Here is a 22,870-nt window from a genome sequence, read left to right as displayed (position 1 = left end):
AAGGTGGCAGGATTCAGGCGCCCAGCAGTTGTGCCAGGTCGGGCGTGTCGGCAGCCGGTGGCGTGAACTCCAGCTGCGTTTCAATGCGCGCCAAATGCTTGAGCATGAGGCGCGCGGCCTCGCGCGCATCGCGCAGGCGGATCGCATCAATCAACGCACGGTGCTCGCGGCAGCCGCAGGCGGTAGCCTCCTCGCGCTCTCGCGCGTGGCTGGGGCTGTAAGTCATGAGGATGAGCGAGGTGCGCGAGACCAGCTCGCGCAGGATACGGCCCAGCGTCTGGTGCCCTGCGGCCTGCGCGATGTGCAGGTGGAAATCACCCGACAGGCGGATCGCACGACGCATGTCACCGCTGGCGCGCGCGGCCTCTTCGTCGTCGATGCAGGTGCGCAGTGCGGCGATGTCGGCATCGGTGGCGTTGGCGATGAACAGCTCCACCAGACGCGGCTCGAGCAGGCGGCGGGCCTCGAACACTTCCAGCGCCTCTTGCGGCGTGGGCTGCGCTATCGATGCGCCCCGGTTGGGTGTGAGCGTGACGACCTGTTCGTTGGCCAGCCGCACCAGCACGGGCCGCACGCGTGTGCGCGACACGCCAAAGGCCGCCGCCAGCTTGTCCTCCACCAGCTTGGTGCCGGGTGGCAGGCGGTGGTCGAGGATGGCCGAGATCATGCGGTCGTACATGTCGTTGTCGCTGAGCTGGCCTGTCGTGTCGGGCTGCACGGGCGGTTCGGTGACCGCAGCGCGCGCGCGTCGGGGCTTGGGGAGGGTGGTTGTCATAAGGGCGCCGTTTTTACCCCGAACGGCCCTTGCGCCTGCGGCCCAAGGCCCACACCAGCGCCAGCGTGATACCCATGACAACGAAGGAGACCACGGTGGTCAGCGTTCCCAGTGCGTAGATGGAGGGAGTGGTCACTGTGCTGGTGAGGCCCTGCAGCTCCAGCGGCAGCGTGTTCACGTCGCCAATGGCCTGCGAGGTGCGGGCGATCTCGTCCCAGCTGAGCGTGAAGCCGAACATGCCAATGCCCACGACCGAGGGAGCGATCAGCGGCAGCACCACATGCGCAAAGCCCTGCCAGGGCGTGGCGCCCAGGTCGCGTGCGGCTTCTTCGTACGCAGGGTTGAAGCGGTTGAACACCGCAAACATGATGAGCAGGCCAAACGGCAGCGTCCAGGTCAGGTGCGCGCCCAGGGCCGAGGTGAACAGGCCCAGCGACGTGCCGTAGCCCTCCAGCGCACTCTCCATGCCCAGCCATTCAAGGGCCGCCTTGATGCCGTTGTCGATAAGCCGGAACTCCAGCCCGATGCCCAGCGACACGATGATGGACGGCATGATGAGGCTGGCCACCACGATGAAGAACAGCGTGTTGCCGCCCGCCAGCCGCTTGCGAAACGCCAGCCCGGCCAGCACCGACAACACCACGGTGCACAGCATCACCGCCACACCCAGACCCAGTGAGCGCCACAGCGCCGCACCGATGTCCACCACGCCCAGGCCCTCGGCCAGCTTGGTGAACCAGTGCAACGACACGCCGCGCATAGGAAACGTGAGCCCACCTTCAGGCCCCTGGAAGCTCAGGATGAAGATGACGAACATGGGCCCGTACATGAACAGCACGAACAGCGCAAAGAAGATGGCCAGGGGCCAGAAGCTGGCGGGGCGGGAATCGTGCACTTTCATCTCACAGCTCCTTGCGGATATCGACGAGGCGCGTGAGGCCCCAGATGATCATCAGCACCACGGCCAGCAGGATCACGGCATTGGCCGCCGCCAGCGGGAACTGCAGGTAGGACGTCTGCACCTGGATGATCTTGCCAATCGATGCGATCTGCTGCCCGCCCATCACGCCGATTGTCACGAAATCGCCCATGACGATGGTGATCACAAAGATCGAGCCGATGATGATGCCGGTGCGCGAGAGCGGCACGATCACGTTCCACAGCGTCTGCCAGCCACTCGCGCCACTGTCGCTGGCCGCCTCGATGAGGCTGCGGTCGATGCGCATCATGCTGTTGAAGATGGGCACGATCATGAACATGGTGTACAGGTGCACAAAGGCCAGCACCACCGAGAAGTCCGAGAACAGCAGCCACTCCACAGGTGTCTCGATGAGGTTCATGCCCATCAAGGTTTGGTTCACCAAACCGTTGCGCCCCAGCAGCGGCACCCACGAGATCATGCGGATCACATTCGACGTCCAGAACGGAATGGTGCACAGCACGAACAGCAGCGTCTGCATGCCCGAAGAGCGCACATGGAAGGCCAAAAAATAGGCCACGGTGAAGCCGATCACCAGCGTGATCAGCCACACCAGAAAACTGAACTTGAGCGTGGACCAATACGTCTTGAGCGTGACACACAGGCCGTCTGACGCATCGCCACAGCCCGCGAAGATCGACACGTAGTTCTTGAACGTGAAGCCCGGCAACAGCTCGTATTCGTTGAAGTCCCAGAAGCTGACCATCACGATCAGCGCCAGCGGCACCAGGAAGAACAGTGCGAACACCAGCGTGAACGGCGCGGCCTGCCACCAGGCGGCAATGCTGCGGCCGGGGACAGCTGCAGCAGGTAAGGACTGTGTGGTCGTGCTCATGGTGTTTGCAATCAAATATCTAGCGGGCTGTGCTTCGCAGCCGGCTGTTGAAACCGTCGCGGCCCAATGCCAGTGCTCCCGCGCAAGGGCCGCCCCGCCGCGCCGGGAGCGTCCCCCTCCCGACCCGCACAGCGGGTCGAGAGAGGGGTGAAGGCGCGCAGCGCCTCAGGGGGTGCACTCCTTATGCAGCAACGAATTCATTCCACTTCTGCACCATGTAGTTGTTCTCGTCCATCAACGCGTTCCAGCAAGCGATGCCGCCCATGCGCGACTCATAACTGCCGCCGTCGCGCACTGCACCGGCCTTGGCCAGCACATCGCCATTGGGGCTCTTGATGTCCTGCGTGGCGGGCTTGCCTTCCATCCAGTAGGCCCACTCGTAGGCTTCCATCTTGGACTTGGCGGTCTCCAGCACGGCGCTGTAGTAGCCCTGGCGGTTCAGGTAGGCACCGGCCCAGCCGTCGAGGAACCAGTTGATGAACTCGTACGCGCCATCGAGCTTGCGGCCACTCAGCGTGGAGGGCAGGCCAAAGCCTGCGGCCCAGGCGCGGTAGCCTTCCTTCAGGGGCTGGAAGTTGCAGGCGATGCCCTTGGTGCGCACGGCGGTGACGGCCGGGCTCCACATCGACTGGATCACCACTTCGCCCGAAGCCATCAGGTTCACCGACTCGTTGAAGTCCTTCCACAGCGCACGGAACTGGCCCTGCTTCTTGGCTTCGATCAGGGTCTTGATCGTGAGATCAATCTCCTTCTTGGTCATGTTGCCCTTGTCGGGGTACTTGTAGATGCCCATGGCCTCAACCACCATGGCGGCGTCCATGATGCCGATGGAGGGGATGTTCAAAATCGCGGTCTTGCCCTTGAACTCGGGGTTGAGCAGCTCGGCCCAGGAGTTGATGGGGCGCTTGATCAGGTCGGGGCGGATGCCCAGGGTGTCGGCGTTGTACACGGTGGGGATCAGGCTCATGAACTGCGTGGGCGCAGTCGCGAACTTCTTGGACTTCTCGCCTTCCAGGTAGATCACTTTCTTGGGCGCGGTGCCCTGGTCGCCCACGGCCTTGCCCGCCACCATGCCGGTGGTGAACAGCGTGGTGATCTTGTCGGCGTTCTTGATCTTCTTGGTATCGATGCCCTTGAGGTTGCCCGTGGGCACGATCTTCTTGAGCGAGAAGTACTCGGTGTCGATCAGGTCAAAGCTGTTGGGCGCGGTGACGGCGCGCTTGGTCACGTCGTCCGTGGTCACGGCCACGTACTGGATCTCGATGCCGGTGTCGGCCTTGAACTTCTCGGCAATCGCCTTGTCCTGGTTCACCGCCGTGCCCAAGTAGCGCAGCACGATCTTCTCTTGCGCATGCACGGCCGGGAACATGCCAGCGGCCAGGATGCCCGCCGTGCCCTTGAGCAGCGAGCGGCGCGCCACACCAGTGGCTTCAGGGACAACAACAGGGGAATCAGCACGGGAAGCATCGGACATGGGAAAACTCCTTGGGTTGCGGAAGGGGACGGGTGAAAAAAGAGGAGCGTGGCGACGCGGTCAGGCGGCTACGGCCATTGCGGGAGCGGGCACAGACAGCGGGTGCGCCTGGTCAAGCGTCCAGTGCAGTTGCACGCCCTGCCTCACCTGGTAGGGCTGCGCGGCAAAGGCGGCCTCGGACACCATCACCGAATACGCCGCCGTGGCGTTGGCCGACAGGGCCACGCCCTGCTTTTGCAAGCCCAGCAGCACATAGGTGCCCTGGTACTCCACGTCGGTCACCACGGCCTGCATGCGCTGGGCACCCCCGGGCAATTCGGCACTGGCGGGGGCAATCTGCAGGTGGTCGGTGCGCACGCCCACCTTGCCTTCGGGCGTGTCGATCACGTTGTGCCCCCCCATGAAGCGCGCCACGAATTCGCTGGCGGGCCGGTTGTAGACCTCATGCGGGCTGCCCACTTGCTCGATCACGCCGTGGTTCATCACCACCATGGTGTCGGCCAGGGCCATGGCTTCTTCCTGGCTGTGGGTCACATGGATAAACGTCAGGCCCAGTTCCTTCTGCCAGCGACGCAGCTCGGCGCGCATCTGGATGCGCAGGAAGGGGTCGAGTGCCGACAAAGGTTCGTCCAGCAGCAAGACACGCGGCTGGGTGATGAGGGCCCGCGCCAGCGCTACGCGCTGCTGCTGCCCGCCAGAGAGTTCGGCGGGCTTTCGCTCGGCCAGGTGGCCCATCGCGACGCGCTCCAGCAGGTCACGCGCCTTGGCCTGGCGCTCGGCCTTGGCTACGCCCTTCATCTTGAGGCTGAAAGCCACGTTGTCCAGCGCAGACAGGTGCGGGAACAGCGCAAAGCTCTGGAACATCATGGCCGTGCCGCGCGCGGCGGCGGGCAGGTCAGTGATGTTGCGGTTCTCCAGCAGGATGTCTCCGCTGGTCACCGACTCATGCCCTGCGATCATGCGCAGCGTGGTGCTCTTGCCGCAGCCCGAGGGGCCCAGCAGGCAGCAGTAGCTCCCGCTGGCAATGCGCAGGTTGATCGCATCCACCGCCGGCTTGCCCTGGGCGTAGCGTTTGGTGAGGGCGACGATCTCGATGGCGGCCGGAGTCTGCTCGGGGGTGAGGCTTTGCATGAACTTGCCGTACGCAAAGCCTGTGCCAACTTTGTACACAATGTTTTATTTGTTTTGCATACAAAATGCACCACCACTGTGCGCGGCCACACCTGCACCAAAGCGCTTGTGCACCACAGTAGGCCCAGACGCAGCTCGTTATGGTGCACACGGTGCACTGCGGGATTTAGTAAATCACCCTACGTCCGCACGCAGGTGCGTGGCTATACTGGCCTCGGCATCAAGAAACAATTTCTTACGTACAGCCCTTCCGCGCTCGCCGCATGAACCTCGACCCACGCTCGATGATTGCCATGGCGGGCTTCATGTCCGCCATCATGGCCATCGTGCTGCTGTTCATGCGGCGCTACTACCCGCCTTCCATCCGCGGCGTGGGCGCCTGGGCCGCAGCGCCGCTGCTGTGGCTGGTGTCCACCGTGCTGTTCGGCGCGCGCGGGCTCATCCCAGACTGGCTCAGCCTGGTGCTCGCCAACCAACTGCTGGTGCTGGGCACCGTCACCTACTACATGGGCACGCGCAGCTTCATGGGGCAGCCAACCGTCTGGCGGCCCTGGAACTGGCTGATGGTGGGCACCACCCTGGTGTTCATCGTGCTCACTTACTGGGCGCCCAACTACGCCATGCGGGTCGGCTTCTTCACGGTGGTCATGGAGGTGATCTACATCGCACAGATGCGCTTCATGCTGCGCCACGGTGGGCGCAACTTCCCCGTGCGGCTGGTGGAGGTGGTGCTGGCCCTGCACATGGCGGTGCTGGCCGTGCGGCTGATCTCGATCGTGACCGGGAATGCCGGTGCCGACCTGATGGAGCCTTCGCTGTTCCAGACGCTGTACATCGGGGCCTATGTGATCACAGTGCTCATGCTGTCCATCGGCGCGGTGCTCATGGCCACAGACCGCCTGCGTACCGAGCTGGAACACCTGGCCACCCACGACTCCCTTACCAACACCCTGAACCGCCGAGCGCTGCTGCAGCGCTGCGATGAAGAGCTGGAGCGCGCACAGCGCTACGGCAACGGGCCGTCCATCATGATGGTGGACCTGGACAACTTCAAGGCCGTGAACGACACCCGAGGCCACCAGCATGGCGATGCGGTGCTGGTGCATTTTGCAGAATGCACCCGCCAGGTGCTGCGCCGCGCGGACCGGCTAGGGCGCTACGGCGGCGAGGAGTTTCTGGTGCTGCTACCCGACGCAGACACTGCCGCCGCCCAGGGCGTGGCCCAGCGCATCCACGCCACGCTGTCCGCCGGCCATCCCCTGGACTGCGAGGTCAGCATCGGGCTGACCAGCTGGACCGGCCCCCACGAAACGCTGGATGCCATGCTGTCGCGTGCCGATGCGGCGCTGTACCGCGCCAAGAACGAGGGGCGCAACCGGACCTGCATCGCTTGATACGACGCAGGGAAGTCCAGCAGGTTCAAGCCGTCTGCGTGGCCACACCGGCCGATTCAAAGCTCGCCATTTCCGCCAGCACCGCGCAGGCGGACTGCAACAGCGGCCACGCCAACGCAGCGCCCGAACCCTCGCCCAGGCGCAGGCCCAGGTCCAGCAGCGGTTCGGCCTGCATTTGCGCCAGCATGAGGCTGTGGCCGCGCTCGCCCGAGCGGTGCGCAAACACGCAGCGCTGCAGCACCGCAGGCTGCAGACGGCTGGCTACCAGCACGGCAGCGCTGGTGATAAAGCCATCCACCACAATCACGCGCCGCTCAAGCGCTGCCTGCAACACAGCGCCCACCAGCGTGGCCACCTCATAGCCGCCCAGCGCGGCCAATGCGGCCAGCGGCGTGGTGGCCTCGGCATTCGCGTCCAGCGCCTGCTGCAACACGGCGCGTTTGCGCTCGATGCCTGCAGCATCCAGGCCCGTGCCAGCGCCCGTGACGTCCGCCAGGGGCAGGCCCGCCAGGCGCGCCAGCAGCAGCGATGCGACCGAGGTGTTGGCAATGCCCATCTCGCCGAGCAGCAGCGCATTGCCGGGCAAGGCGCGCACCACCTCTATACCGTTAGTGATCGCTTGAGCGCATTGCTCCGCAGTCATGGCTGGGCCGACCGATGCGTCGGCCGTGCCGGGCGCCACCTTGCGCAGCAGCAACTGGGGCGCTCCCGGGGCGGTATCGCGCGGCGCGATGGGCTTGGCCACGCCGCAGTCCACCACGGTGAGGGCCAGGCCGTGTTGGCGAGCCAGCACGCTCACGGCAGCGCCACCGGCCAGAAAGTTCTCCACCATCTGCCAAGTCACGTCACTGGGGAAGGCCGACACCCCCTTGGCCGCCAGGCCATGGTCGCCCGCGCACACCAGCATTTGCGGCTGCAGCAGCGCGGGGGCCTCGGTGCCCAGCACCTGGCCGATGCGCAGGGCCAGCGACTCCAGCCGACCCAGTGAACCGAGTGGTTTGGTCTTGTTGTCGAGCAGGTGCTGCAGACGGGCGGTCAACGGAGCGTCGGAAATATCGGCGATGGCGGGGACGGTGAACTGGGCCAGGGAGTGCATGGTGTGTGAGACAACAGAATGAAAAAGGAAACAGGAAGGGCTGAAGGCCGTGGGCAACTGCACTCAGGCGGTGGCCGGATCTGGGGCGATCAACGCCCGCAGCGCACCGGGCGCAAAGCTGGCGTCCGCCATGCGGGCCAGCCCTTCAAACACCGCATCGAGCGTGGGCACGGGCGCCGCACCCACGCGGCCAAACAGGGCCTGCAGCGCAGCGGGGTCTTCCAGCAAGCCATGCAGGTACACGCCCAGCACGTTGCCCGCCGGGTTCTGCCAAGCGATGCCGGGGATAACCTCGCGCGCCACATCGCCCTTGGCAGCCATGGCCGGGTGCTGGGCGGTTTGTCCGTGGTGGATTTCGTAGCCTGTGGCGGACACACCCGCCAGCGCGGCCCAGGCACCCCACACCGCGCCAAACTGCGCCTGGGTGCGTTGCACGGTCTTGGCAACCTCGAAGGTGGTGACCAGCGGCAGCAGGCCCAGGCCCGGCGCATTGCCGTCGATACCTGCGGTGTCAATCAGCGCCTCGCCCAGCATCTGCAGGCCGCCACACACGCCCAGCACCGTGCCGCCCTGCTCCGCGTGATGGGCAACAGCCTGGTCCAGCCCTTGCGCGCGCAGCCAGGCTAGGTCGGCGGCGGTGGCCTTGGAGCCGGGCAACACCACCCAATCGGTGGGCTTCAACCCGCCCAGGTCGGCCGGGCTGCGCGCCCACAGCAGGCGCACGCCGGGCACGTTCTTGAGCGGCTGGAACTCGTCGAGGTTGCTGATGCGGGGGTAGGCGATGACGGCCACCGTGGTGTGCACCGCGCCCGCTGACAACGTGCGGTCATCGAACACGCCGTCTTCCTCGGGCAGGCCGTGGCGCCATTGCATGGGGATGGTGGCCACAGTGGGCACGCCGGTCAGGTCTTGCAGCATCTGCGGCGCAGGGGCCAGCAGGCTGGCATCACCGCGAAACTTGTTGAGCACAAAGCCATGGATCAGCGCGCGCTCGTCCTCGGGCAGCAGTGCCCAGGTGCCGTACAGGTGGGCAAACGCGCCGCCCCGGTCGATGTCGGTCACCAGCAGGCAGCGCGCGTTGGCATGGCGGGCCACGCGCATGTTGACGATGTCACTCGCGTGCAGATTGATCTCTGCGGGCGAGCCTGCACCTTCGATCACGACCACATCGTTTTCAGCGCGCAGTGCATCCAGCGCAGCAGCGATCTGCGGCCACACCTTTTCGCTGCGGCCGCGCCAGGGCATGGCGGTCAGCTCGGCGCTCACCTGGCCCATCAGCACGACCTGGCTGTGCGTGTCGGCCTCGGGCTTGAGCAGCAACGGGTTCATGCGCACCTCGGGTTCGGTGCGGGCTGCGAGGGCCTGGAAATACTGGGCACTGCCGATTTCGCCCATCACACCCGCAGGGCCGGGCACCACACGCGCGTTGTTGCTCATGTTCTGCGCCTTGAACGGCGCCACCTTGAGGCCCAGGTTGCTGTAATAGCGGCACAGCGCCGTGGTGAGCCAGCTTTTGCCGGCGCCGCTGGTGGTGCCCAGCACCATCACGCAACGGGCCAATTGGGGAGCAGAGTTTTCAGTCAAGGCAGTGGGCGGACCATGCGGTCCATGATGTGTTCAAGTGCTGCGGCCGCATCGGTGCAACGGCCCGTGTGCACGGGAGAGGTCTGGATGATGGCGCTGCGTTTGGCGGTGAGCCAGTGAAAGCGCTGGCGGTACGGCAGGCGCGCAATGGGGCCACAGCCTTCGTCGCCCGCACAGATGGCCACGATGGCGGACAGGTGGCGGCGCACGGTGTCGATGTCGGCGTGCGGATCCATGGCCAGCAGGCGCGCTTCATCGAGCGCGATGGCAGCCTGCAGAAAGCCGGTGCGCTGGCACGACAGGATCACGCCTGCGTTGATGAACTCTTCGCGCTCCACACGCGGTACCACGCGCACGATGGCGTAGTCATACACCTCAGGCGCGTGCATCGACGGCCTCCTTCAGTGCATTCACCCAGGTGGCGCGCCCGGCCAGGCGGGCGCAGAAGTAGTCCACATAGGCCTGGCGATGGGTGGCGGCAGCGGTCAGCAGGCCTTCTTCGTGATCTGCACCGGCCAGCACCAAAAACTCGTCGGGCACCTCGGCCAGGATGCCCGCCACCACCTCGGGCGTGAGGCGCGCGGCCAGCTCGGCATCCACCTGCGCGAGCAGCGTGGCCCGGGCCAGCAGCACATGGTCGGCAATGGGCGCAAAAGGTTTGGCGGGCAGGGCCACCGTGCCGTTCCAGGCGTGGTGAAAGGTCAGCGCCGCACCGTGGTCGATGAGCCAGGGCTGGCGGTGCCACATCAGCAGATTGGTGTTGCGCGCAGTGCGGTCCACATTGCCCACCAAGGCATCGAACCACACGAGGCGCGAGGCAAAATCATCCGACACGACATCCACCGCCGGGTCGAAATTGAGCGCGCCCGACAGGTAATCCAGCCCCACGTTCAGGCCACCGCTGGCGCGCACCAGGTCCTGGATCTCCGGGTCGGGCTCGGTCTGCGCCAGGGCGGGGTCGAGCAGGGCCAGCACGATGTCGGGCACGGGCAGGCCCAGCGCACGGGCGATGCCACCCGCGATCATTTCAGCCAGCAGGGCGCGCACGCCCTGCCCTGCGCCCCGGAACTTGAGCACGTAGGTGCCCAGGTCGTCGCCTTCGACGATGGCGGGCATGGAGCCACCTTCACGCAGCGGCGTGACGTAGCGATTGACGGTGATGGTTCTCACAAGGTCTCCCTCGATCCGATGGAATGCGGGATGGTACGGCCCGGCAGCGCCTGCCATGCGGCCTGCAGCGCATCTTGTGCCGCGGGCGCCAGCACCCCCAGGCGCACGGTGCCGGGGAGGCCGAACGACGTCGCATCCCGCAGCTTGATGCCGCTGGCTCGCAGCGCGGCCAGATCGCTTTGCAACGTGTTGGTGGCGGGCTGCGCGCAGAAATAGTTGGCCAGGCTGCCTGCGTGCAAGGCCCAGCCCAGATCGGTGCACAGCGTCTGCTGGCGCGCCTTCCAGTCGCGCAGGGTGCGCAGGCTGTGCACCAGCCATTGCTGCACGGTGGCCTGCGTCCACGCCTGCAGCAGTGCCACGCCGTGGGCGCCCACAGGCCAGGAAGACGCCAGGGCCGTCAGGCCCAGCGCCTGCCCTTCAGAGTCTGGCGGCGCAATCGCATAGGCCGCGCGCACGCCCGTCAGCCCCAGGGCCTTGTTGGGGGTCCAGAGCTGCCAGCAGGCCGATGGCAGGTACGGCTGCGGTGCGCCCGTCCATGCGCCCTCGGGGTCCAACCTCAGTGGGACATACGCGCAGTCGAGCACACGCCAGGCAGCAGCATCGCCCGGCCGCCAAGCGCCCAGCGCGGGATCTTCTTGCCCCAAAGGGCTCGACGGCTCGCACGCCCATTGCAAACCCGCCGCAGCACCGCCGCTGCGCAGCACATCCAGCCCCCGCACCTGCGCAGCCTGGGCATAGTCGCCATAGCTGTGCGGCGGCACCGCCACCTGCACGGCGCCCTGCTGTGCGGCCAGCGCGGTGATGCGGTGGATGAACTCGCTGGCACTCGCAGCCAGCACGATGCGCCCCGGCACCACGCAATGGAAGGCGCCGAGGGCCTCGCGCAGGGCCGTGTAGGCCGGGTCGGGGTAGCGCGTGGCATCGGCCGACTGGAGGGCGTGCAGCGCCTCCGGGCAGGGCCCGCAGGCGTTGCTGTTGGTCGAAAAATCAAACACCGGGATGCCCGCAGCGTCCGGCCCACCATGCAATTGCACAGGCAAGCAAAAAGGACCTGGGAATGTCATGCATGCACCCAGGCAAAGGCAACCAGGACCAGCAGCTGAAGGGCGGCCGCCACCGGCACCATCGCCAGCACCACCTGAGTGCCCAGGCGCGCGGCACGACGCGTATCGAGTGGCCCAGCCCGGTGGCCCTTGCTGTGCAGCGTGTACACACCCGGCTTGGCCAGGCGCACGTTCAACGCCAGTGCCATGGCCGCCATGGGCCAGCCGCTGTTGGGCGATGGCGTCTTGCGCGCCTGGCGGGCCAGAATGGAAAAAGGCAGGCCCTTGGCGACCACCGCCAACAACAAGGCGGTGATGCGTGCAGGCACCCACGACAGCACGTCGTCCGCCCGCGCCGCCCACTTGCCCGCCCATTGCCAGTACCGCCCGCCGCGCATGCCGGGGTAGCCCCACATGGCGTCGGCCGTGTTGGCAAAGCGGTACAGCGCAGCGCCCGGCAATCCCAGCAGAGCAAACCAGAACAGCGGTGCCACGACCGAGTCGTTGAGATTTTCTGCCAGCGATTCGATAGCCGACTCGCGCACCTGCACGGCAGTGAGTGCGCTCACATCCCGGCTCACCAGCCGGGCCAGCTGCGCACGCCCGGCGGGCAGCGATTGGCCTAGCGCCACCTCCACCGCCAGCACTTCATCGTGCAGCATGCGCCAGGCCAGCAGGGGCTTGAGCAGCAGTGCCAGCAACGCGGCCGCCACAAAACCGTGCAGCATCAGCACCAGCTTCTGCGCCGCCCAACCGAGTATAAAAACAATAGCAGCCAGCGCACACCAGACAAGCGCTGCGCGCCAAAATAGCTTGAAATCTCGGGCCACTGGCATCCGGGGCGCCAGGCGCTCACCCCACCACTGCAGCGCCCGCCCCATCCAGACCACCGGGTGCCAGGCAGCGGGCGGCTCGCCCAGCCACCAGTCCACCGCCAGCGCCAGCAGCGGCACGCCGATCCACACCGCCACCATGGGCCAGCCCCCGGCGGGTGTGAGCAACAAAAGCCAGTGGTCAGACACGGCGGCCTCACTAATCTTCAATGCCGCGCTGCGCGGGAATGCCCGCCTTGAACGCGTGCTTGATCAGCTGCATCTCGGTCACGGTGTCGGCCAGCTCGATGATCTCGGGGGGGCAGCGGCGGCCGGTGAGGCACACGTGCACGTCCTTGGGCCGATCGCGCAGGGTCTGCAACACGCCGTCGAGCGGCAGCCAGCCGTAGATCAGCGGGTAGGTGATCTCGTCCAGCACCACCAGAAAATGCTCGCCCGACAGGATGGCGGCGCGCGCCTTTTCCCAGCCGTCGAGCGCGAGCTGGGCCGAGTGCTCCAGGTCTTTGCTCTTCCAGCTGAAGCCGTCGCCCAGCCCCTCGATGGGCAGACCAATCTGCTCGAACATGCGGTGCTCGCCAAAGCGCGCCGTGGGCACCTTCATGAACTGGAAGATCTTCACAGCCTTGCCCCGGCCATGGGCGCGCAGCGCCAGGCCAAAGGCGGCCGTGCTTTTGCCCTTGCCGTCGCCGGTGTTGACGATGACAAGGCCCCGGCGTTCGCCCTCGGGTTTTTCGTAGCGTTTTTCGGTGGGCGGGGTTTCGATCTGCATGGTGTCGATTCTTTCAGAGAGACCGGGCATCAAACGCCGGCCGGTTGCAACGGGGAAGACAGCGAGGACGGACGGCGCGCCTGCCACGCGGCACCCGCCATCGCCACCAGGGCCATGACCAGCAGGGCCACGATGCCGGCCATGCGCTCCACGGGGCTGGGTTCGGTGGCGCTGTCAGAAGGGGCTGGCTCCGGCTGCCGCTCCAGCAACACGCCCATGGTAGGCACGGCGGGCGCAGAAGGTGGTGCTTCTGCCTGGGCGGGCGGCGCGGGCAGGTCAGCGGCGGGGGGCGCAGGCTGTGGCGCTGCCAGGGCTGGCGACTGCGGCGCGGCAATGGCCATGCCAGCAGGCGGGGTCAGCTCTACGGACTCACCACGCGCCGCTCGCTCCACCCAGCGGCGCACGCTGGGCAGCTCGGCCGCCAGCGGCGCGGCACGCGTCAGCTCCTGGTACATCTGCGCCAGTTGTTTTTGCGTGTCGGCATCGGCCTGCCAATAGCCCTGGCGCTGGGCCTGCACCAGGCGCTCCAGCGACTGGGCATAGGCCTGCGGATGCTCTTTGAGCCACTCGGGCAGGCCCAGCTGGTGCTTGTCGCGCACCAGCACGTCATAAAAGCTTTGCCAATGATCGCTGCGCACCGTGTCGGGCGCCACGGCCTGCCAGCCCCAGGCGAACTGCACGGCCTTGAGCACCTGCAGCGTGCCCGAATAGCCCTCGGCCTTCTGCGCCTGGAGCCAGCCCGGGTGCAGGTAGCGCGACTGCATCTCCAGCGCAATGGCGCGCTGCGCAGTCTCGGTGGTGGGCTCGCCTGCATCCTGCAGCTGGGCCACATGCAGCTCCAGCCCCTGTGCTCGCCCGGCCACGCGGGCGGCCGCCGACAGGCCGCCCAGGTACTGGAACGGGTCGTCCGAGCTGACCATGGCATACAGGTGCGAGCTGCGCGACAGGATGGCGGCATCAGTGCGGCGCAGGTGGGCACCCAATGCCTGAGCCGCCACACCGCCCGCCACGCCCGTCACCGGTTCGCCCTCCAGATAAGGCTGGCTCATGCGTTCGAGGAACATCTGGCCCAGGCGCGCATCGTTGGTTTGCAAGCCGTCGCTTTGCACCGCGTCCGACAGGCCGGTTCCATAGTCGCCCACCGCATTGCCGAACGAGCGCACGCGCGCCAGTTGCTCGGCCTGCGCGCGGGGCACGCCCTGCTTGCGCAGCTCCTGGCCGATCTGCGCGGTATTGCGTGCGATCACATTGCCGGGCTCGGCCGTGGCGGCCTGGGCCACCGCGCGGTCGAGCAGCGCCATCAGCGCGGGAAACTGGTCGCGGTACGAGCCGGTGATGCTCATGAGCACATCGACGCGCGGGCGTTTGAGCTCTTCTGCGGCAATGGTCTCGACGCGCACCGGGCGGCCCGAGTCATCCCACACCGGGCGCACGCCCAGCGCCACCAGCGCCTGGGCTTCCATGATGCCCTGGTGGCGCAGCGTTTCACCCGCCCACAGCGACAGCGCCATGCGCTCTGGCGCCTGGCCGCCATGGCGCGCCTGGTAGTCCTTGAACCAGTCGTTGAATAGCGTCTGCGCCACGGCATAGGCCTGGCGTGTGGGCAGGCGGCTCGGGTCCAGCCCCGTGAGGTTGCGGCCTGTGGGCAGGCTGTCGGGGTTGCGGATGGGGTCGCCGCCGTACGCAGCGGGCAGGTAGCGACCTTCCAGCGCAGCCAGCATGCCGGGCAGCTCGCCCTCCGTGGCCAGCAGGCGCTCCAGCTCCTGCGCGCGCTGGGCCAGCTGCAGCAGCGCGGGCGTGTCGATGGGTTTGCGCGCGGCGCGGTTGGGCACATGGTCTTCGGCGCGCACCAAGCCGTCCTGTGCTGGCGGTGCGTCAGGCAGCACGGGGCGCAGGTCCAGCACGCTGGCGGCCTGCGCATCCTTCAAGGCCACTTCCAGCCAGCGCGCAGGGCGTGCAGCCAGCACCGCGTCGTGCTTGATGAGAAAGGCCTCATCGATGTCCTCACCCAGCGCCTCGATCAGCGGCTTGCGCAGCGCCTGCAGGATGGTCTCGCGCCGCTGCTCGGGCGCGGGCACGCGGCCGAACACGGCCAGGCCCTTGGGCTGCGAGCTTTGCGCGAGCTGGTCCAGGTAGGGGTGCAGGATTTCCAAAAAGCCGTGGAAGTCGGCCGCTATGCGCTCGGCGCTCCAGCCCAGGTCGCGGTGCAGCTGGTGTTCTACAAACTGCGCCACCAGCTGCTTTTCGAGCGCGCGGCGCGTGGGGCCTTCGTCCACGGTTTCCCATTCGTGCATCACCTCGTGCATGTGGGCCATGCGGGCCTCGAAACCTGCCGGGGCGAACACGGGCGTGCGGTGGCTCACCAGCACGGCGCGGCCCCGGCGCTTGGCCGTGAGGGCCTCGCCCAGGTTGTCCACGATGTAGGGATAGACCACGGGCAGATCGCCCAGGGGCAGCAGCGCGTCGTCGTGCACATCCAGCGCACGCGCCTTGCCACCGGCCCATTCCTGCGTGCCATGGGTGCCGAAGTGGATGAGCGCATCGGCCTCCAGCTGCGCCCACAGGTACACGGCCAGGTAGTGGTGCGACAGCGGCGCCTTGGACTTGTGCATGAACGGGTTCTGGCCCAGGCGCAGTGTTTCTTCGCGCGGGGGCTGGGGCAATACCGAGAGTTTGCCCACCTGCAGGCGCGGGATGACGAACACCTTTTCGCCCTGCCACTCGACCACGTAGCGGCTCTTTGCGGGAGTGCCCCAGTGCGCGTTCATGCGCTCGCGCACGGCCTTCGGCAGCGTGGCCAAGTGCTGCTCATAACGCGCCAGTGGCAGCGCGGCGGCCTGGCCGTTTTGCAGCAGCGCGCGCACATCGGCGCCGGGGTAGTAGGCGGCGAGCAGCGGTTTGAGCCCATCAATCCAGCCCTGCTCGGGCACACGCTCAGTACGGTAGCCCGCCTGGGCCAGGCCGCCAGAGACCTGTTCCAGGCTGCGCGGCACGTTGAGGAACGAGGCGCCAAAGTTGGTGCCACCCGGCGGGTAGTTGTAGACCATGGCCACCAGGCGCTTGTCGGCGGCGGGTTTGGTCTGCAGTGCGATCAGCCGCCGCGCCTTGGCCGCCACGGCCTGGGCCTGTCGTTCGATGAGGCGGAAGTCCCGGCCCTCGGCGCCGTGGGCTGCCACCAGGATGGGGTCGATGGCACCGGCCGCTTCGGGCTGCGCCAGGTAGAACGGCACATCGGACAGCGACAGGCCCGTGTCGCTGGCCTCCCACGCGGAGGCATCGCCCGCGCGGTAAGGCTGCGTGCCCAGCAGGGGCACGCCCCAGCGGGCCAGCAAGGGCTGCAGCGCGGCGGCCTGAGGCACGAGCTGGTGCAGCACCAGGGCAGAGGCATGCAGGCGGCCCGGGCCGGCGCCGCTTTCGGGGGGCAGCTCCAGCACCTCGGCCAGGGTCTGCGCCGTGACCTGCTGGCCAAAGGCCGCATAGGCGAACAGGCCCTCCTGGCGGAAGGTGTGCAGCCAGGCATCGAGCCATTCGGTACTGCCATCCACAAAATGGTGGCGGTGCATCAACACGGCCACGGCGGGCAGGCCGCGCAGTGCGGGCTGGCCCTGGCGCCAGGCCTCCAGCGCAGCGGCGTTGGGCAGCAGGCGGGGCGCGTCGGGGTGGTAGATGCCCCGGGGGGGCAGGATATCGGGCGCGGGCAAGGTCGGCATCCCAACACCTGCCACCGTGGCGCGCGCCAGGGCGATGGCGTTCTTCAGGTTGCGCGGGCCGCCGGCCTGCAGGTAGGCCACCATGTGGCCGGACGCATCGAGCGCGGTCAGGTCAGCGGCGGGGGTGCCCGCAGGCACCCAGACCACGCGGCCAGGGGTGCGCACCGCACGCGCATCGAGCTGCGCCCCCGCCATGCGGCGCAAGCGTGCCTCCACGCTGGCATGTGGCGCATCCACCCACACCAGCGCAGCGCCCGCCAGCGCGCGCTCCAGCTTCTGGGCCTGTGCCGCGTCCAGCACCGCTGGGCCACCCAACGGGTAGTCGATGTGCACAAAGCCCAGACCCGCCTCGGAGGCCAGACGCTGCACCATGGCCGTGCGCGGGGCGGTGGTGATGTCGGACGTGAGCCAGAGCAGCACCGGCGCTGTTTTATCGGCGCCGCCCGCTGCCAAGGCTTTCTCAGCCTGGACGGCATGCACCAGCGGCGCAGCCAGCAGCAGGCACCACAGTGCCGCGCGCAAGATCAGTGCCTTCATGGCTTGGCGGGTGCCGGCGTGGCGGCGCCACCCGCGCCACCGGCCGAAGCGCCGGCAGGAGCAGCGCCCGTTTCAGGGATGTAGACGATATTGCCGTCTTCCAGCTTGTAGGCCACGCCTGCGCGCACGCCCTGCCCTTGCGCTGCGCTGCCCGCGCCCTTGAAGCGCACTTCCTTGCCCTGCTCGCGCACCACCACTTCCATGTCAGGCTGGCCCGCGTTGCGGATGATGGTCACACTCTCGTTGGCGCTGGTCTGGCTCTGCACGGCCACGGCCGTCAGAAGGGCCACCACCAGCACCAGAAACACGTCCACCAGGTTGACGGCGGACAGCATCGGGTCGTCGTCGTCCTCCGCCAGCACATTCAGGTGCTTCAAGCTCATTGCGCCACCCCGCGCTCCTTGCGCACCACCAGCAGCTCGGCCAGCAGCCAGCGGCGGCGCACCGAGTACACCACCAGGCCCACCGACGCGGCAGCCAGCGCCAGCACCACACCCGCAAAGGCGCCGCTGAACACGGCGAGGGCCTGCTGGCCGTTGCCCGCCGCCACGCTCTGCAGCGCGGGGCCCAGCGGGATCATCGTGGCGATCAGCCCCAACATGGGCGACAGGCGGCTGAGCAGGCGCACGGGCTCCACCTGGCGCACCAGTTGCAGCTCCAGCTCTTCCATCGACAAACCCGGAGCCACGCGCAGCGAGCGGTACTGCGGCTGGCGCCAGCGCTGCCAGGCTTCCATCAGCGTGGCGCCGCCTGCCCACAGCGCGTAGACAAACGCCAGCCCCACCAGCACCAGCACCGGCCACAGCAGCGATTGCGCGACCTGCGAAAAACCCGATTCGATGTTCATGCTTGCACTTCCTTCATTCCTTGATCGTTGTTCTTGCGTTGCAGGGAGGGCAGCGCCATCCACATGCCATCCAGATGCCGCACGTGGATGCGGTGGTCAAACACGCTCTCCAGCGCGGCGTGGGTATCGGGCGCATCACAGGCGCCCTGGTGCAGCACGCAGCCCTGTGCCATCACCACCATGTCGTCGGCCTGCAGCGCCAGCGACACCTCGTGCAGCACGCTGACCACCGTGCCCCCCGCATCGACCAGCGCGCGCATGGTGTGCAGCCAGTCGGTCTGGTGCGGCGGGTCGAGGTTGGCCAGGGGCTCGTCCATCAGCAGCACCTGCGCCTGCACCGCCAGGGCGCGGGCCAGCAGCACGCGCTGGCGTTCGCCACCCGACAGCTGCGACAACGGGCGGTGGCGCCAGTCCCAGGCCTGCGTGGTGCGCAGCGCCTGCTCGACGGCGGCATGGTCGCCAGCACTTGGCGGGGCCAGCCAGGGCTGGTGCGGCAGGCGGCCGAGCATGGCCACGTCATAACTGGTCAGGTCGTCGGCCGAGCCTTCGTTCTGCCCCAGCCAGGCGAGCTGGCGGGCACGTTCGCGCGCGGGGATCTGCGCCAGCGGGCGGCCCAGCAGCAACACTTCGCCCTGCACGGCGGCGCGCGACAGCAGGCCCGCCAGCACCTTGAGCAGGGTGGACTTGCCCGCGCCGTTGGGGCCGACGATGCTGGTCCAGCGCCCGGCAGGCAATTGCAGGTCAATGCCCTGCAATATCGAGCGATTCCCGATGCTGGCGCTTATTCCATTTGCACTGATAGCTATTGATTTCATAGTGCACCCCCTTGCGAGGTGCGCCGGTGCATGAGCCACAGCAGATAGGTGCCGCCCAGCGCCGCCGTGAGCACGCCCACGGGCAGCTCCTGCGGCGCCAGCAGCCAGCGCGCCAGGATGTCGGCCGCCATGAGCAGCACCGCGCCCATCAGGCTGGAGAGCACGATGTGCCGTTCGTGCGTCACGCGCACGATGGAGCGCACCAGGTGCGGGGCCGCCAGCCCCACAAAGGCGATGAGCCCCGTCTGCGCCACCGCCGTGCCCGTGGCCAGCGCCATGGCAGCCACCAGCCCCACACGCATGGGCATGAGCGGCAGGCCCAGGCTGGCGGCCGTGGCCTCGCCCAGCGTGAGGCCGTCCAGCGCACGTGCCAGCATCCAGGCAACCACCGAGCACAGCGCCCAGGCCACGGCCATGAGCAAGCAGGCCGCCCAGCCCACAAAAGCCGTGCTGCCCAGCGTGAAGGCCTGCATGGCCTGCAGGATGTCGGGCGAGGCCAGCTCCACGAGGTCACGCAGCGCGCCCAGCACCACGCCCACAATCACCCCCGCAAGCAACAAGCGCAGCGTGTGCTGCACGCCCTTGGCGAGCAGCAGCGTGAGAACCACCGCCCCCGCCGCGCCCAAAAATGCCATGCCCGTGATGCCGATGCGGGCCATCCACTGCGCCGCCACCGGTGACACCCCGAAGAGCGCCATGGCGACAGCCCCGCCCAGCGCTGCGCCCGAGGCGCTGCCCAGCAGGTACGGGTCGGCCAGTGGGTTGCGAAACAACCCCTGCGCTACCGCACCCGACAGGCCCAGCAGCGCACCCGCCAGCCACGCACCCAGCGTGCGCGGCAGGCGGATGTCCCACACGATCTGCCAAGCCACGGGGTCGCCGTGCATGCGCAGCACGCTGTCAAAACCCGTGCTGCCCACGCTGGCGCCACACAGGGCCAGCAAGGCGCTGGCCAGCAGCAACCAGGCAGCGCACCAAGCGGCGCGGCGGGTGGCGGAACTGGTGGGCACACCGATGGAAGCGCCGGTCATGGGGCCTTTTCCACCAGGCAGCGTGCCATGATGCGCGCGGCTTCGGCCATGCGCGGCCCAGGGCGCACCACCACATCGGAGTCGCCAGGACCAAACACGCACAGCCGGTTCTCGCGGATTGCGCGCATGGTGGCCCAGCCGGGGTACGGCACCATAGCCTGCATGCTGCGGTTGCCGATCATGATGATGTCGGGGTTGGCGCGCACGACGAACTCGGGGTTCAGGCGCGGAAACGGGCCCAGCGATGCGGGCACCACATTGCGCACCCCCAGCCGGGTGAGCGATTCGCCGATGAACGACGCCTCGCCCGCCGCATAGGGCCCCCGGCTCACCTCGAAGTACACGCGCGCATTTTTGGCCTTGGGTGGCAGGGACTGCGCCGCCGCCAGCACGCCCGCATCGATCACCCGCCAGAGGCGGTCAGAGCCTTGTGCGCGAGGCACGCCCAGCAGGTCGCTCACGGTGCCCAGTACGCGGCGCACGTCAGCGTGGGTCTTGGGCTCGAGCTGCACCACCGTGAGGCCCAGCGCCTCCAGCCGGTCGCTGGCACGCGAGCTGACGGACATGAGCACCAGGTCCGGCTTGAGCGCTACGATGGCCTCGATGCTCGGGTCCAGCCCGCCGCCCACCTTGGGCAGCTTGGCAATCACGGCCTCCGGCCAGTTGGAATAGCGGTCCACCCCCACGATCCGGTGGCATTGCTCCAGCTCGCACACACTTTCGGTCAAAGAGGGCAGCAGACTCACGATGCGCTGCGGCGGACGGGGCAGCGAGACCTCGCGGCCCTTGTCGTCCTTGATGTGCACGGGCTGTGCACGCGCCAGGCCAGCCATGAGCAGGCCCAGCGCAATCACGATTGCGATCACCCAGAGGATGCGGCGCACGGGGGTGGGTTTCATCAGCGAGGTTCTTTCAAGGTAAGCGGCAGGCCAGCCGCCATGAGCGTCACGCGGGGGCACACCTGCGCCACCTGCTGGTTGAGCGTGCCGAGTGCATCCACAAAAGCGCGCACCTCGCGCCCCATCGGGATAACCCCCAGGCCAATTTCGTTGCCCACCAGAACAACGGGGCCAGGGGATTTCCGAACCGCTTCCAAAAACATAGCAGCCTGCGCCTTCCAGTCGCGCGCAAGAGCCTGTTTTTGCTCAAAATTCATCGCCTCTGCGCCCAGGGGCATGGTCCAGTGGGTGAGCCACAGCGTGAGGCAGTCCACCACCAGCAGGGTGTGCGGCGTGCTGAGCCGCGTGAGGGCTGCGGCCACGTCGTGCGGCTCTTCCACCGTCTGCAGGCCGGGCACGCGCTCGGCACGATCGCGCTGGTGGCGGGCGATGCGCTCGCGCATCTCGTCGTCCCAGGCTTGCCCCGTGGCGATCAGCACGGCGCGGTGGTCGGTCGATTGCGCCAGCCAGTCGCGCGCCAGCAGCTCGGCGCGGCGGGACTTGCCGCTTTTCTGGCCGCCCAGAATCAGTTCGGTGGTGATGGTCATACCGATGCGCCCCCCAGCAGTTGCGCCACGGCTTCGGGGCTGGACGGAAACCATGCGTGGAAATAGCTCGCGTGGATGCTGCCCTGCTGGTACAGCGCCTCGCCAGCATCCCGCGCAACCGCCTCGTTCGGGCGCGCCGTGCGGGCCACCACGGGGGCGCTGCTGTCGCTGGTCGAATAGTGGAAGGTGTGGCCGCGCAACGTGTGTCCTGCCACGGTCAGTTGCTGCGGCCCCAGCGCTGCCAGGCGCTTTTGCATGGTGACGTGACCGAGCAGCAGGCCCCACAAAGTGGCCGTGCTGCCATCGGCCAGGGTGATGGATTCAAACAGCGCCATCATGCCGCCGCACTCGGCCCACAGCGGTTTACCTGCGGCCACATGGGCGCGCAGGCTGGCTTGCATCCCGGTGTTGGCCGCGATCTTCGCGGTGTACAGCTCGGGGTAACCGCCGGGCAGCCACACCGCGTCGCAATCGGGCAGCACCGCATCGTGCAAGGGCGAGAAGAACACCACGCTCGCGCCCATCTGCTCCAAGCATTGCACGTTGGCAGCGTAGATGAAGCAGAACGCCGCATCACGCCCCACGGCCACCGTACGGCCTGCGAGCAAAGCAGGCACGGCAACCGTGGATGCAGGCGCCGGAAAGTCCACGGCCCAGCGCTGCAGGTCCTCCAGCGTCATCTGGCCCAGCGGCGTAGCAGCCAGCGCATCGGCCGCTGCGTCCAGCCGCTGCAGGCTGTCGTCCAGCTCGTGCGCGGCCACCAGGCCCAGGTGGCGCTCGGGCAGCAGCGCCGCACCGGCCTTGGCGGCTAAAGGCGCATTGCCTGGCTGCACCCGCATCAGCGCGCCCATCCAGTCGTCGGCATCTTGCAAGCCGTCACGCAACATGTCGGCATGGCGCGCGCTGCCTACGCGGTTGGCCAGCACCCCCGCCCAGGGCAGGCCCGGCCGGTAGTGGCGCAGGCCATAGGCCAGCGCGCCAAACGTGCCCGCCATGGCCGAGGCATCGACCACCGCCAGCACCGGTACACCAAAGTGCCGGGCCAGGTCGGCCGCGCTGGGGCTGCCGTCAAACAGGCCCATCACGCCTTCGATGAGGATCAGGTCCGACTCGACGGCGGCGTCGTGCAGTCGCTGCGCGCAGTCGGCCTCACCGTTCATCCACAAATCGAGCTGGTGCACTGGCGCCCCGCTGGCCAGCAGGTGCCAGTGCGGGTCCAGAAAATCCGGCCCGCACTTGAAAACCCGCACGCGCCGCCCCTGGCGTGTGTGCAGGCGCGCCAGGGCGGCGGTGACGGTGGTCTTGCCTTGTCCCGAGGCCGGGGCTGCAATCAGCAGCGCGGGACAGCGTGTCACACCCCA

Annotated in this window: 21 protein-coding genes; 1 reads left to right on the top strand and 20 read right to left on the bottom strand. The window is 67.7% G+C overall.

What is annotated here, in order from left to right; genetic code table 11:
• Positions 1-13 precede the first annotated feature (13 nt).
• From ACT89O_RS09690 to ACT89O_RS09670, 5 genes are all read right to left on the bottom strand, one after another.
• Positions 14-775 (bottom strand): GntR family transcriptional regulator, encoded by a 762-nt coding sequence (locus ACT89O_RS09690; protein ID WP_121506904.1) that lies wholly within the window; start codon positions 773-775, stop codon positions 14-16.
• A gap of 13 nt (positions 776-788) precedes the next feature.
• On the bottom strand, positions 789-1,676 hold the full coding sequence (locus ACT89O_RS09685; RefSeq protein ID WP_487262464.1) for an ABC transporter permease: 888 nt from the start codon (positions 1,674-1,676) through the stop codon (positions 789-791).
• Position 1,677: 1 nt separating this feature from the next.
• The gene (locus ACT89O_RS09680; protein ID WP_487262463.1) at positions 1,678-2,589 is read right to left on the bottom strand and encodes an ABC transporter permease; all 912 of its coding nucleotides are present in this window, start codon (positions 2,587-2,589) and stop codon (positions 1,678-1,680) included.
• Positions 2,590-2,770: 181 nt separating this feature from the next.
• Positions 2,771-4,063: an ABC transporter substrate-binding protein gene (locus ACT89O_RS09675; protein ID WP_487262462.1), complete on the bottom strand. Its 1,293-nt coding sequence runs from the start codon at positions 4,061-4,063 to the stop codon at positions 2,771-2,773.
• 60 nt (positions 4,064-4,123) lie between these two features.
• A complete protein-coding gene (locus tag ACT89O_RS09670; RefSeq protein WP_487262461.1) occupies positions 4,124-5,194 on the bottom strand; it encodes an ABC transporter ATP-binding protein in 1,071 nt (356 codons plus the stop codon).
• Positions 5,195-5,478: 284 nt separating this feature from the next.
• On the opposite strand from ACT89O_RS09670, the gene ACT89O_RS09665 reads away from it, so the two are divergent.
• Positions 5,479-6,588: a GGDEF domain-containing protein gene (locus ACT89O_RS09665; RefSeq protein WP_487262841.1), complete on the top strand. Its 1,110-nt coding sequence runs from the start codon at positions 5,479-5,481 to the stop codon at positions 6,586-6,588.
• A 25-nt stretch (positions 6,589-6,613) separates the two neighbouring features.
• Here the strand turns inward: ACT89O_RS09665 and cobT are convergent, their stop codons facing one another.
• The 15 genes from cobT to ACT89O_RS09590 all read right to left on the bottom strand — a co-directional run bounded on the left by cobT (position 6,614) and on the right by ACT89O_RS09590 (position 22,864).
• Positions 6,614-7,684, bottom strand: coding sequence for a nicotinate-nucleotide--dimethylbenzimidazole phosphoribosyltransferase (gene cobT, locus ACT89O_RS09660; protein WP_487262460.1), 1,071 nt, complete (start codon positions 7,682-7,684; stop codon positions 6,614-6,616).
• Positions 7,685-7,747: 63 nt separating this feature from the next.
• The gene (locus tag ACT89O_RS09655; RefSeq protein ID WP_487262840.1) at positions 7,748-9,229 is read right to left on the bottom strand and encodes a cobyric acid synthase; all 1,482 of its coding nucleotides are present in this window, start codon (positions 9,227-9,229) and stop codon (positions 7,748-7,750) included.
• A 35-nt stretch (positions 9,230-9,264) separates the two neighbouring features.
• A complete protein-coding gene (locus ACT89O_RS09650; protein WP_176885536.1) occupies positions 9,265-9,657 on the bottom strand; it encodes a DUF3037 domain-containing protein in 393 nt (130 codons plus the stop codon).
• Entirely contained in the window at positions 9,644-10,438 is a 795-nt protein-coding gene (locus tag ACT89O_RS09645; RefSeq protein WP_487262459.1) for a HipA family kinase, read from the bottom strand. Before ACT89O_RS09645 ends, ACT89O_RS09650 begins: the two co-directional genes overlap by 14 nt.
• On the bottom strand, positions 10,435-11,433 hold the full coding sequence (locus ACT89O_RS09640; RefSeq protein WP_487262839.1) for an aminotransferase class I/II-fold pyridoxal phosphate-dependent enzyme: 999 nt from the start codon (positions 11,431-11,433) through the stop codon (positions 10,435-10,437). The genes ACT89O_RS09645 and ACT89O_RS09640 overlap by 4 nt, the downstream gene beginning before the upstream one ends.
• 65 nt (positions 11,434-11,498) lie before the next feature.
• On the bottom strand, positions 11,499-12,455 hold the full coding sequence (gene cbiB / locus ACT89O_RS09635) for an adenosylcobinamide-phosphate synthase CbiB (protein WP_487262838.1): 957 nt from the start codon (positions 12,453-12,455) through the stop codon (positions 11,499-11,501).
• A gap of 58 nt (positions 12,456-12,513) precedes the next feature.
• Positions 12,514-13,083 carry a cob(I)yrinic acid a,c-diamide adenosyltransferase gene (gene cobO, locus ACT89O_RS09630; RefSeq protein ID WP_487262458.1) on the bottom strand — a complete coding sequence of 190 codons (570 nt, stop codon included), beginning with the start codon at positions 13,081-13,083 and terminating at the stop codon, positions 12,514-12,516.
• A gap of 29 nt (positions 13,084-13,112) precedes the next feature.
• The gene (gene cobN, locus ACT89O_RS09625; RefSeq protein ID WP_487262457.1) at positions 13,113-17,330 is read right to left on the bottom strand and encodes a cobaltochelatase subunit CobN; all 4,218 of its coding nucleotides are present in this window, start codon (positions 17,328-17,330) and stop codon (positions 13,113-13,115) included.
• Positions 17,327-17,713: a DUF2149 domain-containing protein gene (locus ACT89O_RS09620; RefSeq protein ID WP_487262456.1), complete on the bottom strand. Its 387-nt coding sequence runs from the start codon at positions 17,711-17,713 to the stop codon at positions 17,327-17,329. Before ACT89O_RS09620 ends, cobN begins: the two co-directional genes overlap by 4 nt.
• On the bottom strand, positions 17,710-18,177 hold the full coding sequence (locus tag ACT89O_RS09615) for a hypothetical protein (protein WP_121419632.1): 468 nt from the start codon (positions 18,175-18,177) through the stop codon (positions 17,710-17,712). The genes ACT89O_RS09620 and ACT89O_RS09615 overlap by 4 nt, the downstream gene beginning before the upstream one ends.
• Complete coding sequence (locus ACT89O_RS09610; protein ID WP_487262455.1) at positions 18,174-18,992, bottom strand: ABC transporter ATP-binding protein; 819 nt, start codon at positions 18,990-18,992, stop codon at positions 18,174-18,176. Before ACT89O_RS09610 ends, ACT89O_RS09615 begins: the two co-directional genes overlap by 4 nt.
• Positions 18,989-20,023, bottom strand: a complete 1,035-nt coding sequence (locus ACT89O_RS09605) for a FecCD family ABC transporter permease (protein WP_487262454.1) — start codon at positions 20,021-20,023, stop codon at positions 18,989-18,991. Before ACT89O_RS09605 ends, ACT89O_RS09610 begins: the two co-directional genes overlap by 4 nt.
• Positions 20,020-20,922, bottom strand: coding sequence for an ABC transporter substrate-binding protein (locus ACT89O_RS09600; protein ID WP_487262453.1), 903 nt, complete (start codon positions 20,920-20,922; stop codon positions 20,020-20,022). Before ACT89O_RS09600 ends, ACT89O_RS09605 begins: the two co-directional genes overlap by 4 nt.
• On the bottom strand, positions 20,922-21,509 hold the full coding sequence (locus tag ACT89O_RS09595; protein ID WP_487262452.1) for a bifunctional adenosylcobinamide kinase/adenosylcobinamide-phosphate guanylyltransferase: 588 nt from the start codon (positions 21,507-21,509) through the stop codon (positions 20,922-20,924). Before ACT89O_RS09595 ends, ACT89O_RS09600 begins: the two co-directional genes overlap by 1 nt.
• A complete protein-coding gene (locus ACT89O_RS09590) occupies positions 21,506-22,864 on the bottom strand; it encodes a cobyrinic acid a,c-diamide synthase CobB (RefSeq protein WP_487262451.1) in 1,359 nt (452 codons plus the stop codon). Before ACT89O_RS09590 ends, ACT89O_RS09595 begins: the two co-directional genes overlap by 4 nt.
• Positions 22,865-22,870 lie beyond the last annotated feature (6 nt).

This window comes from Acidovorax sp. NN32 (assembly GCF_057597245.1).
Note: the sequence above shows the minus strand (reverse complement) of the source record. Positions and strands in the feature narration are given on the sequence as shown.